This is a genomic window from Burkholderia sp. Ac-20345 (assembly GCF_017104825.1).
Taxonomy (GTDB): domain Bacteria; phylum Pseudomonadota; class Gammaproteobacteria; order Burkholderiales; family Burkholderiaceae; genus Burkholderia; species Burkholderia lata_B.
The window spans coordinates 1-19,293 of record NZ_JAAGPO010000194.1 but is presented as its reverse complement, the minus strand read 5'-3'; the positions used below and the strand labels follow the sequence as shown (position 1 = coordinate 19,293).

The 19,293-nt window shown below is 68.0% G+C and carries 20 protein-coding genes and 2 pseudogenes; 16 read left to right on the top strand and 6 right to left on the bottom strand.

Features of this window, described 5'->3' with window-relative positions:
* Nucleotides 1-89: pseudogene (locus G3O06_RS39000) on the bottom strand (DUF2760 domain-containing protein); the annotation flags it as partial.
* Between the two features lie 250 nt (nt 90-339).
* Entirely contained in the window at nt 340-780 is a 441-nt protein-coding gene (locus G3O06_RS38995; protein WP_205819290.1) for an Rrf2 family transcriptional regulator, read from the bottom strand.
* Between the two features lie 141 nt (nt 781-921).
* On the opposite strand from G3O06_RS38995, the gene G3O06_RS38990 reads away from it, so the two are divergent.
* From G3O06_RS38990 to G3O06_RS38970, 5 genes are all read left to right on the top strand, one after another.
* Nucleotides 922-1,836, top strand: coding sequence for an NAD(P)/FAD-dependent oxidoreductase (locus G3O06_RS38990; protein WP_205819288.1), 915 nt, complete (start codon nt 922-924; stop codon nt 1,834-1,836).
* A 119-nt stretch (nt 1,837-1,955) separates the two neighbouring features.
* Nucleotides 1,956-2,915 carry a LysR family transcriptional regulator gene (locus G3O06_RS38985; protein ID WP_205819287.1) on the top strand — a complete coding sequence of 320 codons (960 nt, stop codon included), beginning with the start codon at nt 1,956-1,958 and terminating at the stop codon, nt 2,913-2,915.
* Nucleotides 2,916-3,044: 129 nt separating this feature from the next.
* Nucleotides 3,045-4,175, top strand: a complete 1,131-nt coding sequence (locus tag G3O06_RS38980) for a DSD1 family PLP-dependent enzyme (protein ID WP_205819286.1) — start codon at nt 3,045-3,047, stop codon at nt 4,173-4,175.
* 109 nt (nt 4,176-4,284) lie between these two features.
* Complete coding sequence (locus G3O06_RS38975; protein ID WP_205819289.1) at nt 4,285-5,256, top strand: ornithine cyclodeaminase family protein; 972 nt, start codon at nt 4,285-4,287, stop codon at nt 5,254-5,256.
* A 22-nt stretch (nt 5,257-5,278) separates the two neighbouring features.
* Nucleotides 5,279-6,001: an HAD-IA family hydrolase gene (locus G3O06_RS38970; RefSeq protein WP_205819285.1), complete on the top strand. Its 723-nt coding sequence runs from the start codon at nt 5,279-5,281 to the stop codon at nt 5,999-6,001.
* A gap of 126 nt (nt 6,002-6,127) precedes the next feature.
* On the opposite strand, the gene G3O06_RS38965 is transcribed toward G3O06_RS38970, so the two are convergent.
* Both G3O06_RS38965 and G3O06_RS38960 read right to left on the bottom strand, forming a co-directional pair.
* Nucleotides 6,128-6,745, bottom strand: a complete 618-nt coding sequence (locus tag G3O06_RS38965) for a glutathione S-transferase family protein (protein ID WP_205819284.1) — start codon at nt 6,743-6,745, stop codon at nt 6,128-6,130.
* Nucleotides 6,746-6,833: 88 nt separating this feature from the next.
* Nucleotides 6,834-7,202 carry a hypothetical protein gene (locus G3O06_RS38960; protein ID WP_174915666.1) on the bottom strand — a complete coding sequence of 123 codons (369 nt, stop codon included), beginning with the start codon at nt 7,200-7,202 and terminating at the stop codon, nt 6,834-6,836.
* 81 nt (nt 7,203-7,283) lie between these two features.
* On the opposite strand from G3O06_RS38960, the gene G3O06_RS38955 reads away from it, so the two are divergent.
* From G3O06_RS38955 to G3O06_RS38940, 4 genes are all read left to right on the top strand, one after another.
* Nucleotides 7,284-7,751, top strand: a complete 468-nt coding sequence (locus G3O06_RS38955; protein ID WP_174979214.1) for a MarR family transcriptional regulator — start codon at nt 7,284-7,286, stop codon at nt 7,749-7,751.
* Nucleotides 7,752-7,887: 136 nt separating this feature from the next.
* Nucleotides 7,888-8,649: an isocitrate lyase/phosphoenolpyruvate mutase family protein gene (locus G3O06_RS38950; RefSeq protein ID WP_205819283.1), complete on the top strand. Its 762-nt coding sequence runs from the start codon at nt 7,888-7,890 to the stop codon at nt 8,647-8,649.
* A gap of 131 nt (nt 8,650-8,780) precedes the next feature.
* A complete protein-coding gene (locus G3O06_RS38945) occupies nt 8,781-9,338 on the top strand; it encodes a carboxymuconolactone decarboxylase family protein (protein ID WP_205819282.1) in 558 nt (185 codons plus the stop codon).
* A 48-nt stretch (nt 9,339-9,386) separates the two neighbouring features.
* On the top strand, nt 9,387-10,232 hold the full coding sequence (locus tag G3O06_RS38940; RefSeq protein ID WP_205819281.1) for a helix-turn-helix transcriptional regulator: 846 nt from the start codon (nt 9,387-9,389) through the stop codon (nt 10,230-10,232).
* Nucleotides 10,233-10,263: 31 nt separating this feature from the next.
* Here the strand turns inward: G3O06_RS38940 and G3O06_RS38935 are convergent, their stop codons facing one another.
* Entirely contained in the window at nt 10,264-11,475 is a 1,212-nt protein-coding gene (locus tag G3O06_RS38935) for an MFS transporter (protein ID WP_175000371.1), read from the bottom strand.
* 70 nt (nt 11,476-11,545) lie between these two features.
* Here G3O06_RS38935 and G3O06_RS38930 point away from each other — a divergent pair, with 70 nt between their 5' ends.
* The 5 genes from G3O06_RS38930 (at nt 11,546) to G3O06_RS38910 (ending at nt 16,646) form a co-directional block, all read left to right on the top strand.
* Nucleotides 11,546-12,595, top strand: a complete 1,050-nt coding sequence (locus G3O06_RS38930; protein WP_205819280.1) for an AraC family transcriptional regulator — start codon at nt 11,546-11,548, stop codon at nt 12,593-12,595.
* 161 nt (nt 12,596-12,756) lie between these two features.
* Nucleotides 12,757-14,109 (top strand): MFS transporter, encoded by a 1,353-nt coding sequence (locus G3O06_RS38925; RefSeq protein WP_205819279.1) that lies wholly within the window; start codon nt 12,757-12,759, stop codon nt 14,107-14,109.
* A 26-nt stretch (nt 14,110-14,135) separates the two neighbouring features.
* Nucleotides 14,136-14,783, top strand: coding sequence for an RraA family protein (locus tag G3O06_RS38920; RefSeq protein WP_346779582.1), 648 nt, complete (start codon nt 14,136-14,138; stop codon nt 14,781-14,783).
* Between the two features lie 89 nt (nt 14,784-14,872).
* The gene (locus G3O06_RS38915) at nt 14,873-15,667 is read left to right on the top strand and encodes a class II aldolase/adducin family protein (protein WP_205819277.1); all 795 of its coding nucleotides are present in this window, start codon (nt 14,873-14,875) and stop codon (nt 15,665-15,667) included.
* Nucleotides 15,668-15,719: 52 nt separating this feature from the next.
* Nucleotides 15,720-16,646: a glyoxylate/hydroxypyruvate reductase A gene (locus G3O06_RS38910; protein ID WP_205819276.1), complete on the top strand. Its 927-nt coding sequence runs from the start codon at nt 15,720-15,722 to the stop codon at nt 16,644-16,646.
* A 38-nt stretch (nt 16,647-16,684) separates the two neighbouring features.
* Here the strand turns inward: G3O06_RS38910 and G3O06_RS38905 are convergent, their stop codons facing one another.
* A complete protein-coding gene (locus G3O06_RS38905; RefSeq protein WP_205819275.1) occupies nt 16,685-17,647 on the bottom strand; it encodes a LysR family transcriptional regulator in 963 nt (320 codons plus the stop codon).
* Nucleotides 17,648-17,788: 141 nt separating this feature from the next.
* Here G3O06_RS38905 and G3O06_RS38900 point away from each other — a divergent pair, with 141 nt between their 5' ends.
* Together G3O06_RS38900 and G3O06_RS38895 are read left to right on the top strand one after the other, a co-directional pair.
* Nucleotides 17,789-19,018, top strand: coding sequence for a Zn-dependent hydrolase (locus G3O06_RS38900; protein ID WP_205819274.1), 1,230 nt, complete (start codon nt 17,789-17,791; stop codon nt 19,016-19,018).
* A gap of 149 nt (nt 19,019-19,167) precedes the next feature.
* Nucleotides 19,168-19,293, top strand: a pseudogene (locus G3O06_RS38895) (4a-hydroxytetrahydrobiopterin dehydratase); the annotation flags it as partial.

The following is a 19,293-nucleotide window of genomic DNA, read 5'->3' as shown; positions in this document are numbered from 1 at the left end:
GCCGCGAATTCGCGGTTGCCGAGCACGGAGAAGAACGTGCCGACGGCCAGCGACAGCCGGCCGAAGAAGGACAGGTTGGATTCGGGCATGGGGTCTGGACTCCTGTGGGCTCGCGACATGGCGAGCGATCTTGCCTGGGCGCCCGGCGGCAGCGTGCGGATTGCGCACTGGCGCCGCCCGGCGCGTGATTCGGTCGCGCCCTCGCGGGTGCGGAAAACCCGTATTTTGCCCTGTGGCGGGCAAACCGGGCAGAAGTTGGGGGACAGAACATCGCGGCGCAGCGTTTTCGGCCGTGCCGGATCGCGCGTCGGGCGCGATCGGCCGCGATGCTGCGGCGCGTCAGCGCGGCTTGCGCCGCTTCGGGTGCTTCGCTTCGAAATCGCGCGACAGCATGCCGAGCGTGACTTCGCCGAAGCGGGCGAGCAGCGTCGTCTCGGCCTCCTTCAGCGTGGCCGACAGGTGCGCATTGACGGCCTGCTCGACCAGGCATTCGGCCTCGTCGTCGGTGACGAGATCGGAGAACAGCGGCGGCTCGCCCACCGCGCGATAGACGTCGAGCAGCGTGATGTCGTCGAGCGCGACGCTCAGCACCCAGCCGCCGCCATGCCCCTTCTCCGACTGCACGTAGCCGCAGTCGCGCAAGCCGCCGAGCAGGCGCCGCACGACGACCGGGTTCGTGCACAGCATCGTCGCGATCGCTTCGGACGTCATCGGGCCGTCGGCCTGGTCCATGTGGATCAGCGCATGCAGCATGCGCGACAGGCGGCTGTCGGTTCTCACTAGCAGCACTCCCCTTTCTCGAAACTTTTGAAGTTGCATGAATGATACCATCGCCCTATCATGCAACTTCTCGTGTTTCATGAGTTGGCCATCAGCGGAGCACGTTCGTCATTCACGCAGGTTCAGGAAAGGAGCGGGTGCATGCATGACCATCATGAAGTGATCGTGATCGGCGGGAGCTTCGCGGGGCTGTCGGCCGCGATGCAGCTGGCGCGGGCGCGCCGCCGCGTGCTCGTGATCGACGCCGGCCGGCCGCGCAACCGCTTTGCCGAACACGCGCACGGCTTTTTCGGGCAGGACGGCAAGCCGCCCGCGCAGATCGTCGACGAAGCCGCCGCGCAACTCGCCGCGTATCCGACCGTGCAGCGGCTCGCAGGCGACGTGCGCACGGCCGAGCGCGATGCGGACGGCCGCTTCCACGTGACGCTGGCCGACGGCGGCCGGGCGAGCGCCGACCGATTGATCCTCGCGACCGGCATCCGCGACGAACTGCCCGCGCTGCCGGGGCTCGCCGAGCGCTGGGGCGTCAGCGTGCTGCATTGTCCGTATTGCCATGGGTACGAGGTGAGCGGCCAGCGGCTCGGCGTGCTCGCCACGCATCCGCTGTCCGTGCATCAGGCGATCCTGATTCCGGACTGGGGCCCGACGACGTGGTTCACGCAGGGCGTGGTCGAAGCGAATGAAGAAGAAGCCGCGTTGCTCGATGCGCGTGGCGTGCGCATCGAGCAGTCGCCGGTCGTGGAAATCCTCGGCGATGCACCGCGTATCGACGCATTGCGGCTCGCCGACGGGCAGGTCGTGCCGGTCGATGCGCTGTTCGTCGGCGCGCGCACGGCAATGGCGAGCGATCTCGCGCAGCAGCTCGGCTGTGCATTCGACGACGGGCCACTCGGCCCGGTCGTGCGCGTCGATGCATTGAAGCAGACGAGCGTCGCCGGCGTATTCGCAGCCGGCGACGCGTCGACACCGATGAGCAACGCAACGTTCGCGTCGGCGTCGGGTGTGATGGCCGGGGTTGCCGCGCACCGGTCGCTGATTTTCGGGCTCGACCGGTAACGGTGCGTGGCGTCGTGGACCGTGTCATTCGAAGCGGCGATGCGATCCGATTCGATTCGATGCGCGGCCAACGCGATCCACAGCCGCATCGATGGATTCGCGTCACGATGTGAGGTTTAATGCTCGGCACATCCAGCATTAAGAGACATGAAATGCTCGACCTCGACGACCTTCGACTCGTACGCGCAATCGGCACATCGCGCTCGCTGGCCTCCGCCGCGCGGCTGCTCGATCTCACGCCGCCCGCGGTCACGATCCGCCTGCAGCGGATGGAAGCGCGCTTGAACGCACGGCTCGCCGTGCGGCAGCCGAAAGGGATTGCACTCACCGACGAAGGGCAACGGCTGTACCAGGAAGCCGTCGACATCCTCGAGCGCGTGGAGGCGCTGCCGGTCAGCATCGCGGGCGACCACGGCGACGTACAGGGCACGCTGCGCGTCGTCGCCCCGCTCGGCTTCGGCCGAAAGTACGTCGCGCGGATCGTGCGCGACGTGCAACGCGCGCATCCGAAGCTGGAAATATCGCTCCACCTGTCGGAGAGCCCGTTGACCAGCGCGTCCGGCGCCGACGTGGTCGTCCATGTCGGCAGCCTCAAGTCGTCGTCGTGGATCGGGTATCCGCTCGCGCCCAACGAACGCTTTCTGTGCGCGAGCCCGGCCTACACACGCCGCATCAAGGAGCTGAACCATCCGTCCGACCTGGCCCGCTACGACTGCCTGTGCCTGCGCGAGAACGACGAGGACATCCCGCGATGGCGCTTCTCGCCACGCAGCGATGCCAAAGGCGAGCCGCGACGGTCTACCGTGATCCGCGTCACGGGCGCGCTGTCGTCCAACGACGGCACCGTCATCACCGATTGGGCGCTGGCCGGGCTCGGGATCGTCGAACGCTCGGAGTGGGACGTCGCACCGCTGCTGGCAAGCGGCAAGCTCGTCCGGTTGCTGCCCGACTGGAATCTGCCGCCCGCGCCGGTGACGGCGCTGCTGCCGTCGCGCACCGGCCGTTCCGCGCGGCAACGGGTGTTCCTCGAAGCCGCGACGCGGTTTCTGAGCCCGCCGCCGTGGCGCGGCAATGCATGAGCCGCGCCGCGTGTCCATTCGCTCCAGTCGATTAAACAGCGTTTAATGCCGGATTAGCCGCGCGTTAAACACGCAGCCCGTCGGCGCCTCTACAGTGTTCGCATCGGCAACACTCCGAGGCAACGCATCGTGGACCTTCAAACCCTCAACACCCCGGCCGCCCTGATCGACGTCGGCCGCATGCGTCACAACATCGGCCGCATGCAGGCGCATCTGGACGCGCTCGGCGTCAGGTTCCGGCCGCACGTCAAGACCACCAAGTGCGCGCACGTCGTCGATGCCCAGATCGCGGCAGGCGCGCAGGGCATCACGGTGTCGACGCTCAAGGAAGCCGAGCAGTTCTTCGCTCACGGTATCCGCGACATCGTCTACGCGGTCGGCATGGTGCCCGCGAAGCTGGGCCAGGCACTTGCGCTGCGCCGACAGGGTTGCGACCTGAAGCTGGTCGCCGACAGCCTGCCGGCCGCTCAAGCAATCGCCGAATTCGGGCGCGCGCATGGCGAGCGCTTCGAAGTGTGGATCGAGGTTGACGTCGACGGCCATCGCTCGGGCATTCCACCCGACGCCGACCTGCTGATCGACGTGGGCCGCACACTGGTCGACGGCGGAATGGTGCTCGGGGGCGTGCTGGCGCACGCGGGCTCCAGCTACGAATACGACACGCCCGAAGCGCTGGCGGCGATCGCCGAGCAGGAGCGCAGCCGCACCGTGCGGGCGGCGGAGCGCCTCCGGGCCGCCGGGCTGCCCTGCCCGGTCGTGAGCATCGGTTCGACGCCCACCGCGCTCGCGGCGGAACACCTCGACGGCGTCACCGAAGTGCGCGCCGGCGTGTACGTGATGTTCGACCTCGTGATGCACAACATCGGCGTGTGCGACCTGTCCGACATCGCACTGTCGGTGCTGACCACCGTCATCGGGCACCAGGAAGAGAAAGGCTGGGCGATCGTCGACGCAGGCTGGATGGCGATGAGCCGCGACCGCGGCACGCAGCGCCAAGCGCGCGATTTCGGCTACGGGCAGGTCTGCACCGAACACGGCGACGTGCTCGGCGACTACCTGATGAGCGCCGCCAACCAGGAGCACGGGATCGTGTCGTGCGCGGGCTCGCCCGACTCCGCCATCGCGCAGCGGTTTCCGATCGGCACCCGCCTGCGCATCCTGCCGAATCACGCGTGCGCCACCGGTGCGCAACATCCCGAGTATCAGGCGATCGGCGAAGACGACGGCGCGCAGACGTGGCCGCGCTTCTACGGGTGGTGAGCAAAACCGTGCGCCCACGCCGCCACGTCGATTGATTGACTATTTATCCAAATCTGGACAAAATTTAAACCACTCCGATTCACCTTGCGCCGAAAGCGCTTGCCTGAACATGCCGACAGACGCCCGACTCCTGCTTCTCGACCGCGATGCCGTCGCACCCGCCCTCCAGGCCGCGCAAGTGACGGCGGCGGTTCGCGAAGCCTTCGTGCTGCACAGTCAAAGGGCCGGACGCGTATTCCCGGTGGTCCGCGAGAAGCTGCACACCGGCGGCGTGTTCGGCATCAAGTCGGGCGATGTCGCGAATCAGGATCTGCTCGGTTTCAAGGCGGCCGGGTTCTGGCCCGGCAACCGGGCACTCGGCGGCGAACCGCATCAGGCCACCGTCGCGCTGTTCGATCCGGCCACCGGCCGACCGCTGTGCATCATGGACGGCAATGCGATCACCACCGCGCGAACCGGCGCCGCCGGCGGCCTCGGGCTGCATCTGCTCGCACGTCGCGACAGCACGCGAATCTGCGTGTTCGGCACCGGCGTGCAGGCGCGCGTCCAGCTCGACTACGCGCTCGGGTTGCTGCCGCAACGGTGCACGGTGCAGTACGTGAACGTCAGCGGCGAACCCGATCCCGTATTCGAATCGGCCTTCCAGGAACGATGCACGATCGCCGTGGCGCGCGACCGGAACGACGCGGTGGCCAATAGCGACGTGGTCATCACGGCAACGCCCGGCGGCGGCCCGCTGTTCGATGCGGATGCCGTTCAGCCGGGCACCCACCTGACCTGCGTGGGCGCCGATACCGCCGGCAAGCGCGAGTTGCCGGCAGGCGTGCTGGAACGCGCGCGAATTTTCGTGGACGATCACGATCAGGCGCACAGCATCGGCGAGTGCCAGTGGGCGCCGGATTTGCCACGCACGGAAATCGGTGACATCCTCGCCGGAACCGCGACGGTCGACCGCGCGCCGCACGAGATCACCGTCTTCGACATGACCGGGCTCGCGCTGCAGGACCTGACCGTCGCACGCTTCCTGTATCGGCAGGCCCTCGAAAACGGCACCGGAATCTCCATTCCGTGGCCCTGGTAAACGAAACTCCCCGTCAACCTCTATGCGTCTCACCCAAGTTTCCGCTCTCTCGTTCGACCTGGACGACACCCTGTGGCCGTTCGGGCCGTCCGTCGTACGGGCCGAAGGAGAGCTTCGCACGTGGCTGATCGAACATGCGCCCGGTACCGCGAGCGTGCTGCCCACGCAGCAGGCGCTGAGCGAGTTGCGTGACGAATACGAACGATTGTGCCCCGAGCTCGCCGGCGACTTCCGTGCAATGAGAATCGGATCGATCAGGCTTGCGCTGGAGCGGGCAAACGAAGATGTCGCGCTCACCGACCGTGCGTACGCAGCCTTCTATGCCGCGCGCAACCGGGTCGAATTCTATGAGGATGCGTTGCCGGCGCTCGCGTGGTTGAGCGCGCGGTTTCCGTTGATCGCGGTGACCAACGGCAACGCGGATCTCCGGCTGACCGGCGGCGGCGAATTCTTTCGTGCGACGCTCAGCGCGCAGGCGTTCGGGGTTGCGAAGCCGGAGCCCGGGATCTTCCATGCGGCGGCGGAAACGCTCGATGTGCAGCCGGCGGAATTGCTGCATGTCGGCGACGATTATCACCTCGATATCGTCGGTGCATTGAACGCTGGGCTTCAGGCGGCGTGGGTCGTTCGCGATACGCATCCGGAAGCGGAGCGGGTTCAGCAGCAGGCCGCGACGCCGCACCTCACGCTCAGCGACCTGTCGATGCTGTGTCGCATGCTTGGCGGGCCTGACGACGTAGTGTGAGCGCCTGCGTGCGCCGCGTTCGCGACGCACGCTTCACCACCATGAAACGTGGCTGACCGCTGTTCGCCGACCGTGCGAACGTAGTGGCCGGTCACGCCGATGTGGCACATGACCGCCCCCCGCTCGTCACGCCGCCTTGCGCGCGTCCGCGATCCGCTGCGGCGCCTTCGGCCGCGCATACAACCGTTCCAGATACGCGCGCAGCTGCGGGAACGATTCGATCAGGTTGCACTCGCCGGCCCAGTCGATCAGGTAAGCCGTCACGCAATCGGCCACCGTCAGCGTGTCGCCGACGATGAACGCGCGCCCTTCGAGGTGCTTGTCGAGGATCGCGGCCATCGTCCTGAAATCCTCGCGCGCCAGTTCGATATCGGCCGGCGAGCGCTTCTCCGGCGGATAGATGAACGAGTGCCGCGTGATCCGCCACAGCGGCTGCTCGAGCTCCGTCACAGCGAACATGACCCACCGGTAAGCCTCTGCCCGCAGCGCCGGATCGACCGGCAGCAGCGCCTTCTCCGGGTACTTGTCCGCGAGATACAGCACGATCGCGGCCGACTCGGGAATCACGAGGTCGCCATCCACCAGCACGGGCACCTTGCCGGCCGGATTGAGGCGCAGGAATTCGGGCCGCTTGTGCTCGCCCTGAAGCAGGTTCACCGAGATGAACTCGAAATCGGCATCCAGCTCCTTCAGCCCCCACAGCGCGCGTTGCGAGCGGGTGCCGGCAAATCCGTAAAGCTTCATCGCCAGTCTCCATCCAGAATGTCGGGAACATCTCCACGTGCCGGCCACCGCGCATCGCCGATACACGACGCCTGGCCTCGCCCGTCGTTCATGCGCCGGGAATCGCGAGCACCGGCATCACGTCGATCGCCACGCCCGGAAACAGCGTGAAATGCGGATGGCCCTCGAACAGCGCAGCCGCCGCGTCGTGCGAGGCTGCCCGTACGACAGTGAAGCCGCTCATCGCGTTCGCCGTGTCGGTGACGCCGGCCGCATCGATGGTCTTGGTCTTGCCGAGCGGCCCGCCCATCTCGACGATCGCGTCGCGATGCCGGTCGACCCACGCATGCCATGCGGCGATGCCGTCGCGCTCGCGCGTGCGCCGCTCCTCTTCCGGCAGCGCCATCCAGGCCTTCATGGCCGGGCTATCCTTGGTTCCGAGAAAAACCGCGAGATACAACTGTTGTTGAGCACTCATGCTGTCTCCTCCGGTGACGGACGCGACGGGCTGCCACGCCTCGACCTTGACAAGATAGGTTGATATCAACACAATTGCAACATGGCACGAAAAGAAAAGCTCCCTTTCGAAACGACGCTGATGGTGCGCGATTGCTGCCTGTGCCTGCACATGCAGCGCGCGGCGCGCAATCTTGCGCGGATTTTCGACGATGTGCTGCGCCCGCTGGATCTCACCAACGGCCAGTTTTCGCTGCTGATGTCGCTGAACCGGCCGCAGCCGGCGCCGATGAAGTCGGTCGCGTCGCTGCTCGCGATGGACCGCACCACGCTCACCGCCGCGCTCAAGCCGCTCGAGCGGCGCGGCCTGGTCACGATCATGCAGGATCCGGACGACCGGCGCAGCCGCCTGCTCGAACTGACGCCGGCCGGCCACGACCTGCTCGCCGAAGCATTTCCACTATGGCAGCAAACACACGCCGAGATCGAACAGCCGTTCGCGCCGGGAGAAGTCGATCAGTTGCGCGGCCAGTTGCGGGCACTGTCGGTCGATCCGGCCGCGCGCGACTGAACCTCCGCGCGGCAGGTCGCTCGACTCCTGCCATTCCTTGTCAGTTGTCATCGGACGAATCCGTCGCGGCGCCCGATTCGGTGGCAATATCGCTCGGCACCACAACCGATCCGGTTTTCCACAAGGAGACGCAAGCATGAGCAGCAACGAGAAGGGCGCGTATTTCCGTTCGCTTCACCGTGCGGGCCAGCCGCTGGCGCTGTTCAACGTGTGGGACGCCGGCAGCGCGCGCACGGCGGCCGACGCGGGCGCCGTCGCGCTGGCGACCGGCAGCTGGTCGGTCGCGGCAGCCAACGGTTTCGTCGACGGCGAGCAGATGCCGCGCGCGCTGATGATGGAAGTACTCGAGCGGATCTCGCGCGCGACTGACCTGCCCGTCACCGTCGATCTCGAAAGCGGGTATGGCGAGCGCCCGGAGGATGTGGCCGAAACGATCGCGCTGAGCATCAAGGCCCGCGCGATCGGCTGCAACCTCGAAGACAGCTTCCCGGCGACGGGCGACTTGCGTGACGTCGACGCAGCGGCGGCCCGTCTCGCGGCAGCACGGCAGGCCGCGGATCGCGCGGGCGCCGACTACTTCATCAACGCGCGCACCGACGTGTTTTTCAAGGCGCCGGCCGACACGCACGACGAGCGCCTGCTCGACGCCACGCTGGCCCGCGCGCGTGCTTATGCCGCGGCCGGTGCCGATGGCCTGTTCGTGCCGGGGCTGCGCTCGCCGGCGCTCATTCGCGCGCTGACGGCCGCATCGCCGCTGCCGGTCAACGTGATGCGCGTCACGGAGACGCCGACGCTCGCCGACTTCGCGGAATACGGCGTGGCCCGCATCAGCCACGGGCCGTATCCGTACCTGCAGGCGATGAAGACGCTGGCGGAGATGGTCAGGCAAGGCAGCTAGCAGCTTCGCGGAGCGGCCGGCCTCGCGCGCATCGACTGATTACATCCCATGTAATTGGCGCACGGCACGGCCACTCCTACGCTTCGGGTGTCGCGCCGCCATTCTGGCGGCGCTCATCCCCCGGAGACATCATGTCCGCCTATCCGCTTCATACGATCGACTCGGCACCGGCCGAATCGAAGCCCGTCCTCCAGCAGCTCCAGCAAACCTTCGGCATCGTCCCGAACATCGCGGCGGCCATGGCCGCGTCACCGGTGCTGATCAACGGCTTCATCGGCCTGTTCGAGCGCGTGCACGCGAGCAGCCTCACCGAGCCGCAAATCCAGACGCTCCTGCTCACCAATGCGGTCACGAACGCGAGCGAATGGCCGGTCGCGTTCCATACCGCGCTTGCGCTGAAACAGGGTGTGACCCACGCCGACGTCGACGCGATCCGCCATGGCAGCCTGCCCGCCGACGCGAAACTGGCCGCACTGTCGACCACGGCACGCACGCTGATCGACACCCGCGGCCGCCTGCCCGATGCCGACCGGCAGTCGTTCCTCGACGCCGGCTTCAGCGCCGAACAGTTGCTGGAGGTGATTGCGGTGGTCGCCGCATCGACGATCACGAACTACGTCGGCAGCGTGACGCGGCCCGCGCTCGAAGCGCCGTTCGACGCATTCGCGTGGCATGCGAACGCCGCATGAGTCCGATATAGTCGATCGCGTCGCTCACGGAACGCCCAGGGAGGCACGATGAACGCCAGCCGCCGCGATCAGCACGCGCCGCCGCACGAACTGGGCCAGTTGCTGCGCTACTGGCGCGACGTGCGCGGCGTGAGCCAGCTCGACCTGTCGCTCGACGCGGGCATCTCGCAGCGCCAGATCAGCTTCATCGAAAGCGGGCGCAGCGTGCCGGGCCGCGACACGCTGCTGACGCTCGCGCAAACCTTGGACGTGCCGCTGCGCGAGCGCAACGCGCTGCTGCTCGCGGCCGGGTATGCGCCGGTGTATTCGGAAGCGCCGTGGGATGCGCAGGAGATGCACGGTGTGATCCGCGCGCTCGAACGGGTCGTGCGCCAGCACGATCCGTTTCCGGCGATCGTGATGGATCGCCACTGGAACGTGCTGATGACCAACGACGCGGCACCACGCTTTTTCGGCTGCTTCATCGACATGGCCGCGCGCGACGGCCCGCGCAACCTGCTGCGCCTGATGTTCGATCCCCATGGTATGCGGCCGTTCGTGGCCGACTGGGATACGGTGTCGCGCAGCCTACTGCAGCGCGTGCATCGCGAATCGGTCGGCCGCGTGATCGACGACGACACGCGGCGGCTGCTCGACGACCTGCTCGCCAGCCCCGATGCGCCGCGCGACTGGAAAACGCCGCCGGCGCCGGCCGACGCACCGTCGCTGCCGGTCATCCCGATCGGCTTCGTGCATCAAGGCGTCGTGCTGCGTTACTTCTCGCTGGTCACGACGGTGGGGACGCCGCAAAGCGCCGCCGCTCAGGAACTGCGCATGGAGTGCATGTTCCCTGCCGACGACGCGACCGAAGCGCGCCACCGGCGCCTGCTCGACGCGCACGCACCAGCGCGCTGAGCGGCGGGCCGGGCGGCCCGCCAGTGCAAAGTCATTCCGCGAGCGCGGACACCACGCCGACGCGCTTCGGCACGCCGGTCACGATCGTTGCGACCGCAACGGCCAGCACGACGGCCGCGGCGATGAATACGCCGGCCGCGCCGTTCGCGTCGAACACGACGCCACCGGCCGCCGCACCCGTCGCGATTGCGAGCTGGATCGCCGCGACGATCAGCCCGCCCGCGCTCTCGGCTTCATCGGGTACGGTGCGCGTGACCCACGTCGACCATGCGACGGGCACGCCGCCGAACGCCATCCCCCACAACGCGACGAGCACCGCGTCGACCATCGGCGCACGGCCGAGCGCGACGAGCGCGATGCCGAGCACGACCATCAGCGCGGGCATGCCGATCAGCATCGGCCGCAGCCGGTGTTCGAGCACGCGGCCCGCGAGCGACGTGCCGACGAAGTTCGCGATGCCGTAGCCGAGCAGGATCGCCGACAGCCCGTTCACGCCGACACCGGCAACCTGTTCGAGGAACGGCCGCAGGTACGTGAAGAACGCGAAATGCCCGGTGAACACGAGGATCGTCGCGAACATGCCGAGGCCGACGGTCGGCCGGCGCAGCACGTCGATCAGCGTGCGCAGCCGCGTCGTGCCGCTCGGCGGCATCGACGGCAGCGTGACGACCTGCGACACGAACGCGATGCCGCCGAGCACGGCCGCGATCAGGAACACGTTGCGCCAGCCGATCAGGTGCCCGAAGTAGCTGCCCATCGGCGCCGACGCGATCGTCGCGACCGCCACGCCGCTGAAGATGATCGACAGCGCACGCGGCACCATCGCCGTCGGCACGAGCCGCATCGCGGTGGCCGTCGCCATCGTCCAGAAGCCGCCGAGCGCGACGCCGAGCACGACGCGGCCGATCAGCAGCAGCGTCAGGTTCGGCGCGAACGCGACCGCCAGGTTCGATGCGACGAGCAGCACCGAGAATACGAGCAGCACGCGCCGCCGGTCGATCGTGCGCGTCAGCGCCGAGATCAGCAGGCTCGTGACGAGCGCGACCGTCGCGGTGGCCGTGACGGCCTGCCCGGCCACGCCTTCAGTCACGCCGAGACTCTCGGCCATCGGCGTCAGCAGGCTGGCGGGCAGGAATTCGGCCGTGACGAGCCCGAAGACGCCGAGCGTCATCGCGAATACCGCGCCCCAGGCCGGTTCGCGGGGGGCCGCCGTCGAGGCGGCCGTGGAGATTCCGGGATTCATGCGTGGTTCCGTGTCGGTTAGGGAAAATACTGATGAGGGCGTATCGTAAGGAACCACGGCAGGACGGTCTATGACATACAATCCGCTCTTATTGATCGATCGTCCGAATCTCGATATGTCCGAGCCCCTGCTTCCTCCCATCCCCGACGTGCACGACCTCGTCAGCGAGCTGCTGCTGGGGATGCGCCTGAGCGGCGTCCAGTACCGCCGCATCCAGGTCGCGCGGCCGTTCGGACTGAACTTCGGCCACGTGACGGGCCGCGCGCAGTTCCATTTCGTCGGGCGCGGGCCCGTGCTGCTGCGCGACGCGTCGGGCGACACGATGCGGCTCGAGGCCGGCGACGCGATCCTGCTGCCGCACGGCGGCATGCACGCGCTGGTGTCGGACCCCGATGCGCCGTGCCGCGAGATCAACGGCTTCGAGGTCGCGAAGATCTGCGATACGGTTGCGTCGGTGGCGTCGGCCGGTGCGTCGCCCGCCAGTTGCGCGACGACCGAGCCGGGCGCCGGCGATGCGCTGATCTTCAGCGCGTGCATGGAGCTCGATCTCGGCGGCATGCAGCCGCTCGTCGGCACGATGCCGGAGTTCATGCACGTCGGCACGCTGCTCGCGCGCTACCCGGAAATCCGCCCGATGCTCGACGCGATGGAGCGCGAAGCGTGCTCGGCGCGCGCGGGCTTCGCGGGCATCCTTGCGCGGCTCGCGGATGTGGTCGCGGCGTTCATCGTGCGCGGCTGGGTCGAGTGCGGATGCGGCGACGCGACCGGCTGGGTGCAGGCGCTGCGCGAGCCGAAGCTCGGCCGCGCGATCGTCGCGCTGCATCGCGATCCGGGCCGCAACTGGAGCGTGGCGGAGCTCGCGACCGAAGCAGGCGTGTCGCGCTCCGTGTTCGCCGAACGCTTTCTCGCGGCGACCGGGATGACGCCGGTGCGCTACCTGACCGAGCTGCGGATGCGACTCGCGGCGCAATGGATCACGCGCGACCACGAGACGATCGAGGCCGTCGCGTACCGGCTCGGCTACGGCTCGCTCGCCGCGTTCAGCCGCGCGTTCAAGCGCGTGGTGGGCAAGCCGCCGGGTGCGGTGCGTGCGGATGGCGAGGTGGCCAGCCCGCACTGAGCATCGCCGGCAACCACCGGATGCATCATCAACGCCATTAATACAAAGAATCAGAAAACGCACTTTTACTTATTGTTTTTGGCTTCCGATAAAGGCGCACCTGCCGCGCACGCCGCGCGGCCCGTCATCTCAACGCTGACCGCCCCACCCCGGAGAAAGCCATGGCCACGGTTCGTCCCGCCGCCTCATCCCCCGCGCTTCATGCTGCCCCCAACGACCTGAAGCGCATCGCCGTCGCGAGCGTGATCGGCACGACGGTCGAATGGTATGACCTGTTCGTGTTCGCAACCGCGTCCGCGCTCGTCTTCAACAAGGTGTTCTTCCCGAGCTTCGTGCCGCTCGTCGGCACGCTGCTCGCATTCGGCACCTTCGCGTCCGCGTATCTCGCACGCATCGTCGGCGCCGCGCTGTTCGGCCACTTCGGCGACCGGCTCGGACGCAAGTCGATGCTGCTGGTGTCGCTGGTCCTGATGGGCTGCGCGACATTCGCGATCGGCCTGCTGCCGAGCTATGGTGCGATCGGCATCTGGGCGCCCGTGTCGTTGCTGACGCTGCGCATCGTCCAGGGGCTCGCGCTCGGCGGCGAATGGGGCGGCGCGGTACTGATGGCGGTCGAGCATGCACCCGCCGGCAAGCGCGGCCTGTTCGGTTCGTGGGTGCAGGTCGGCGTCCCCGCCGGCACGCTGATCGCGAATCTCGCATTTCTCGTCAGCAGTGCGATGTTGTCGCCTGCAGCACTGCTCGCGTGGGGCTGGCGCATTCCGTTCCTCGCGAGCGCGCTGCTCGTCGGTGTCGGCCTGTATATCCGCCTGAACACGACGGAAACGCCGACCTTCGCGAAGGTCAAGGAAGCCGCCGCGCAGGTGAAGCTGCCGATCGCCGCGGTGCTGGGCCGTTACGGCAAGCAGGTCGTGCTCGGCGGCGTCGCGACGATGTCGACCGGCACCGCTTTCAACCTGATGGTCGCGTTCGGCCTCACGTACGGTACACAGACGCTCGGCTACTCGCGCGGCGCGATGCTGTCGATCGCATTGATCGCCTGCGCGCTCTGCATCGTGATGCTGCCGCTGTTCGGACGCTTGTCGGACCGCATCGGCCGCAAACCCGTGATCTTCGGCGGCATTCTCGCCGAGGCGCTGTTTGCGTTCCCGATGTTCTGGCTGCTCGACAGCCGCGAGTTCCCGCTTGCGCTCGCGGGCTACCTGCTGATGATGACCGCATTCGCGGCAAACTACGGACCGATCGCGACCTTCCTCGCCGAACTGTTCGGCACCGAAGTGCGCTATTCGGGGCTGTCGGTCAGCTACATGCTGTCGGGCCTGCTCGGCAGCGCGGCGACGCCGATCGTGACGACCGCGCTGCTGTCCGCGACCGGGCGCGGCTCGTCGGTCGCGTGGTACATGGTTGCGTCCGCACTGGTATCCGCGCTCGCGCTCCTGCTGCTCACCGAAACGCTGAAACGCGACCTGTCCGCGCACGCGCACCGTGACGAACCGGCCGGTGGACGCGCATGAATCCGGCCAGCCGAACGGTGAATCCGGTGACACGCCCCCTCGATCCGTCGCTCGCGCAGCAACTGCGCGACGTGAGCCTGCCGACGCTCGGCCATTTTCTCGAAACCGGCTTCGCAAATCCGGGGCTGCGTGCGCTCGTCCCCGGCGTGAAGCTGGTGGGCCGCGCGGTCACGCTGCAACTGCGCAGCCCGGATGCGATCGCGGTCAATCGCGCACTGTCCCGGCTCGGGACGGGCGACGTGCTCGTGATCGACATGCACGGCGACCACTCGCATGCGTGTGTCGGCGCCGTCACGGCGACAGCCGCGCAATGCGTGGGTGCGGCCGGCATCATCGTCGACGGCGTGGCGACCGACCGGCACGAGCTTCGGCAGATCGGCCTGCCCGTCTTCGCTCGCGGCACGAGTGCATTGACGACCAAGCGCCTCGACGACGGCGCCAGCGCATTCGGCATCCCCGTCTCGTGCGGCGGCGTGACGGTCGCGCCGGGCTCGATCGTGGTGGCCGACGACAACGGCGTGCTGTTCGCCGACCCGGCGACACTCGCCGCCGTCATCGACGCCGCACTCGCGTCGGACCGCGCGGAGCCTGCGCTGCTCGCTCGCCTGCGGGCCGGCGAACCGGTATCCGACGTGCTGTCCGTCACCGAGCAGCACGAGCATTCGCCGCGCTAATGATCCGCATTAGCACAATGAAATTGACGGGGCGCCCCGTGCGGGCGAACACTACCCCGCCATCACAGCCTGAACATGGAGAGACACCGATGCGATCCTTCGAAGACGCACGCCTGCCGGCCGGCGCGCACGACTGCCCGCCCGACGAATGGGCGATTCGTACCGACCTTGCCGCGCTGTACCGCCTCGTCGCGCATTTCCGCATGACGGACATGATCGACACGCACATCTCGGCGCGCCTGCCCGGCGACACGCCGACGTTCCTGATCAACCGCTACGGCGTGCTGTTCCACGAGATGCGCGCGTCCGATCTCGTGAAGATCGACGCGCAAGGCAACGTGATCGACGCGCGTGCAGCCGGCGAGCCGGCGCGGTTCCGCGTCAATGCGGCGGGCTTCACGATCCATTCCGCGGTTCATGCCGCCCGGGACGACCTGCACTTCGTCATCCACACGCATACCGCCGCGGGCATCGCTGTGTCGGCACAGGAACACGGCCTGCTACCGATCAGCCAGCATGCGCTGAAGTTCTACGAGAAGCTCGGCTATCACGACTACGAGGGCATTGCGCTCGACCTCGCCGAACGCGAGCGGCTGGTGCGCGATCTCGGCACGCACAAGGCGATGATCCTGCGCAACCACGGCCTGCTCGCGGGCGGCGCCACCGCCGCCGAGGCGTTCCACGAAATCTACTTCCTCGAACGCGCGTGCCAGGCGCAAGTGCAGGCGCTGGCCGGCGGCGCAAAGCTGATCGTGCCGCCGGCCGACGTCTGCCGGCGCACGGCCGCTCAATTCACGCGCGACGATTCGGCCGACATCGCCGACACCGCGTGGCGCGCCGCGCTGCGCCTGATCGACGATCCCGCGTCCGACTACCGCTGCTGAAACTCCTTCGTCATGCGCCGGCCATCCGGGCCGGCCTCTGCCACTGCTTCCGATGACTACTATCGCACTCCTCAGTAAAAGCTACGACATGTCGCATCTCGTCGACTCGATCCGGCGCGCGGCGCCGGCCTTCGACGTCGTGATGCACGGCGAACCGGGCGCCGCCGACGCGGAAATCGCCGCGTGCTGGGATCCGCCTCATGGCGCGCTCGCCGCGATGCCGAACCTGCGGCTCGTCCACAGCATCGCGGCCGGCGTCGACAACATCCTCGCCGATCCCGGGCTGCCCGCACTGCCGCTGTGCCGCGTCGTCGATCCGCAACATGCACGCGGCATGAGCGAATTCGTCACCTGGGGCGTGCTGCATTTCCACCGCCGGCTCGACCTCGCGATGCGCAACCAGCAGGCGGCACGCTGGTTTCGCCCGGAACAGGCGCATCCGTCGCAATGCACGGTCGGCATCATGGGGCTCGGCGAGATCGGCGGCCGGGTTGCCGTCGATCTCCAGCAACGCGGTTACGCGGTGCGCGGCTGGGCGCGCCAGCCGCGCGCGCTGCCCGGTGTCGACCTGTTCGAGCACGAAGACGGCCTGCACGCGTTTCTCGCCGGTACCGACATCCTCGTATGCCTGCTGCCGCTCACCGATGAAACGCGCGGCATCCTGAATGCGGCAACGTTCGACCGGCTGAAGCCGGGCGCAAAGCTGATCCACGTCGGACGCGGCGAGCACCTCGTCGTCGCCGATCTTGCCGTGGCGCTCGAACGCGGCCAGCTCGGCGGCGCACTCGTCGACGTGTTCCCGGTCGAGCCACTGCCGGCCGACGATCCGCTATGGCGTGCGCCGAACCTGATCGTCACGCCGCATATGGCGTCGGTCGCCAGCTCCGACACGATCGGCCAGCAGGTCGCGCAGAACGTGCAGCGGCTGCTGGACGGCGAGCCGCTGCGCAACGTGGTGGATGTCGCGCGCGGCTACTGAACGCCGGCAGCCGCGAGCACGCGCTTCGGCTGCCCGGGTCACGGCGCGGCCGGTGCGTCCGGCGCTTCCTCACGGTCGAGAAACGCGTTCAGCGCGTCGACGAACGCCGCCTCGGCCGCATTGAGTTTGCGGTCCTGCGACCACAGGAAGTGAATGTCGACATCGGCGACGCCTTCGTCGGGCGGCAAGCGCTGGAAACGTCCGTGCGCGATGTCGTCCCGGACGATGTGCTCGGGCAGGCAGCCGATCCCGAGCCCCGCGAAGATGAAGCGCTTGACTTCGGCCATGCTCGACGACGACGCGATCACGCGCCCGGTGAACCCCATCTCGTCGCGGAAGATCGTCAGCGGCGACATGTGATCGCCGACCTTGTCGCCGGTGAACGACACGAACGGCAGGCCGGCCAGGTCGGCCGTGCGCAGGCCGTCGCGCCCGAACAGTGGATGGTGACGCCCGCAGAACAGCGCGTAGTGCTGGCGCAGGAACACGCGGGCGTCGATTCGCTTCGGCAGCGCACGGCGCGGCGTCAGCCCGAGCGTCAACGCCCGCTGCTGCAGGCTGTTGACGACGTCGGCGCTGCGCATCACCTGGCTTTCGAATTCGATGCGCGGATAAGTCCGATGAAACTCGGCGAGGAAATCGTCGTACGCCGGGAAGTCGATGCCGCTGACGATCCCGATGCGCACGGTGCCCGAAATGTCGTGATCGCGATCGACGTCGGCAAGCGACAGCCGCGAGATCGTGCCGTAGATGTCCTCGGCGATCTGCTGCACCTCGATGCCCGCCTGCGTGACCTCGATGCGCGGCCCGTGCCGGTCGACGAGGCGCAGGCCGAGCTGCTCCTCGAGCCGCCGCAGCGCCTGGCTCACGGCAGGCTGCGTGAGGTGCAGGCGCATCGCGGCGCGGCTCACGCTCTTCTCGCGTGCGATCGCGAGAAAGGTGCGCAGCAGGTTCCAGTCGAGGCGGTCGTTCAGGTAGGTGTCGGGGCGATCTTTGCTCATCACGGGTCTCACGACTTCATCATTCGTGAAAATTATACTCAGGATAACGATTAAAAATTGGACTAATTGTTTTTGATTTTCGATAAAGACGACACGACGAACACCGGCCGCTGGGCGGCCGACCGATCAGGAACCTTGACGATGCTGAAGATCAATGCGGAGCGGCTCTGGCAGAGCCTCATGGACATGGCGCAAGTGGGCGCGACCGCGAAAGGCGGCGTGCGCCGCCTCGCGCTGACCGACGAAGACGCGGCCGGACGCGCGCGCTTCGAGACGTGGTGCCGGGACGCGGGACTCACGCTCACCGTCGACCGCGTCGGCAACCTGTTCGCGCGGCGCGCGGGCCGGCGGCCGGACGCGGCGCCCGTCGCGAGCGGCAGCCACCTCGATACCCAGCCGGAAGGCGGGCGCTTCGACGGCGTATATGGCGTACTCGCTGCGCTCGAGGTCGTGCGCACGCTGAACGACGCGGGGATCGACACCGAACGGCCGATCGAGATCGTCGTGTGGACCAACGAGGAAGGCGCGAGGTTCACACCCGCGATGCTCGGCTCCGCCGCGTTCACCGGCGTGATGCCGCTCGACGTGGCGCTCGCGTCACGCGATGCGGCGGGCGCAAGTGTCGCCGATGCGCTCCGCGCGAGCGGCTATGCCGGCGAGCGTGCGGTGCCCGGCACCCCGTTCGACGCCTATTTCGAAGCGCATATCGAACAAGGGCCGGTGCTCGAGGAAAACGGCGTGCCGATCGGCGTCGTCACGGGCGGCCAGGCGATCCGCTGGCTCGACGTGCGCGTCACGGGGCAGGCCGCCCATGCGGGCACGACGCCGATGCAGTACCGGCGAGATGCGCTGTTTGCCGCCACCGACATGGCGGCCGAACTCGAGGCGATCGCGGCCGAATACTTCCCGCTGGGACTGACGACGATCGGCGAATGGCAGATCCGCAATGCGTCGCGCAACACGATCGCGGGCGACGTCGCGTTCACGGTCGACCTGCGCCATCCGGACGACGCGGCGATCGCCGACATGGAAGCCGCCGTGCGCGCCCGGTTCGGCAAGGTGGCCGCGCGGCGCGGCGTAGCGGTCGAGATCGGCCAACACTGGGTCAGCCCGGCGACGCCGTTCGATCCGGCCTGCGTCGACGCCGTCCAGCACGCGGTCGACCTGCTCGACTATCCGAACCAGCGGATCATCAGCGGCGCCGGACACGACGCGATCCATCTCGCGAAACACTGCTCGACGGCGATGGTGTTCATTCCGTGCGTCGGCGGATTGAGCCACAACGAAGCCGAAGACGCGCTGCCGGCCGATGTGGCGCGCGGCGCGGACGTGCTGCTGCACGCGATGCTCGCGCGGGCAACGCGCGCGTGAGCGGCTCCCCCTTTCCGACCCCGACCCCGACATCGATCCCGACCGTGACCTGCTACCCCGACCGACCGCTGGCCGCGCTGCGACGCGCGTGGCTCTTCGTCCCCGGCGCCGATGCCGCCGCTCACGCCGCCGCGCTCGGCAGCGCCGCCGACGCGATCCAGCGTAGCCTGCGCTTCGCCGATTTCAACGAAGCGTTCGGCTTCATGACGCGCGTGGCGATCAAGGCGCAGGAAATGAACCACCATCCGGAATGGTTCAACGTGTACAACCGCGTC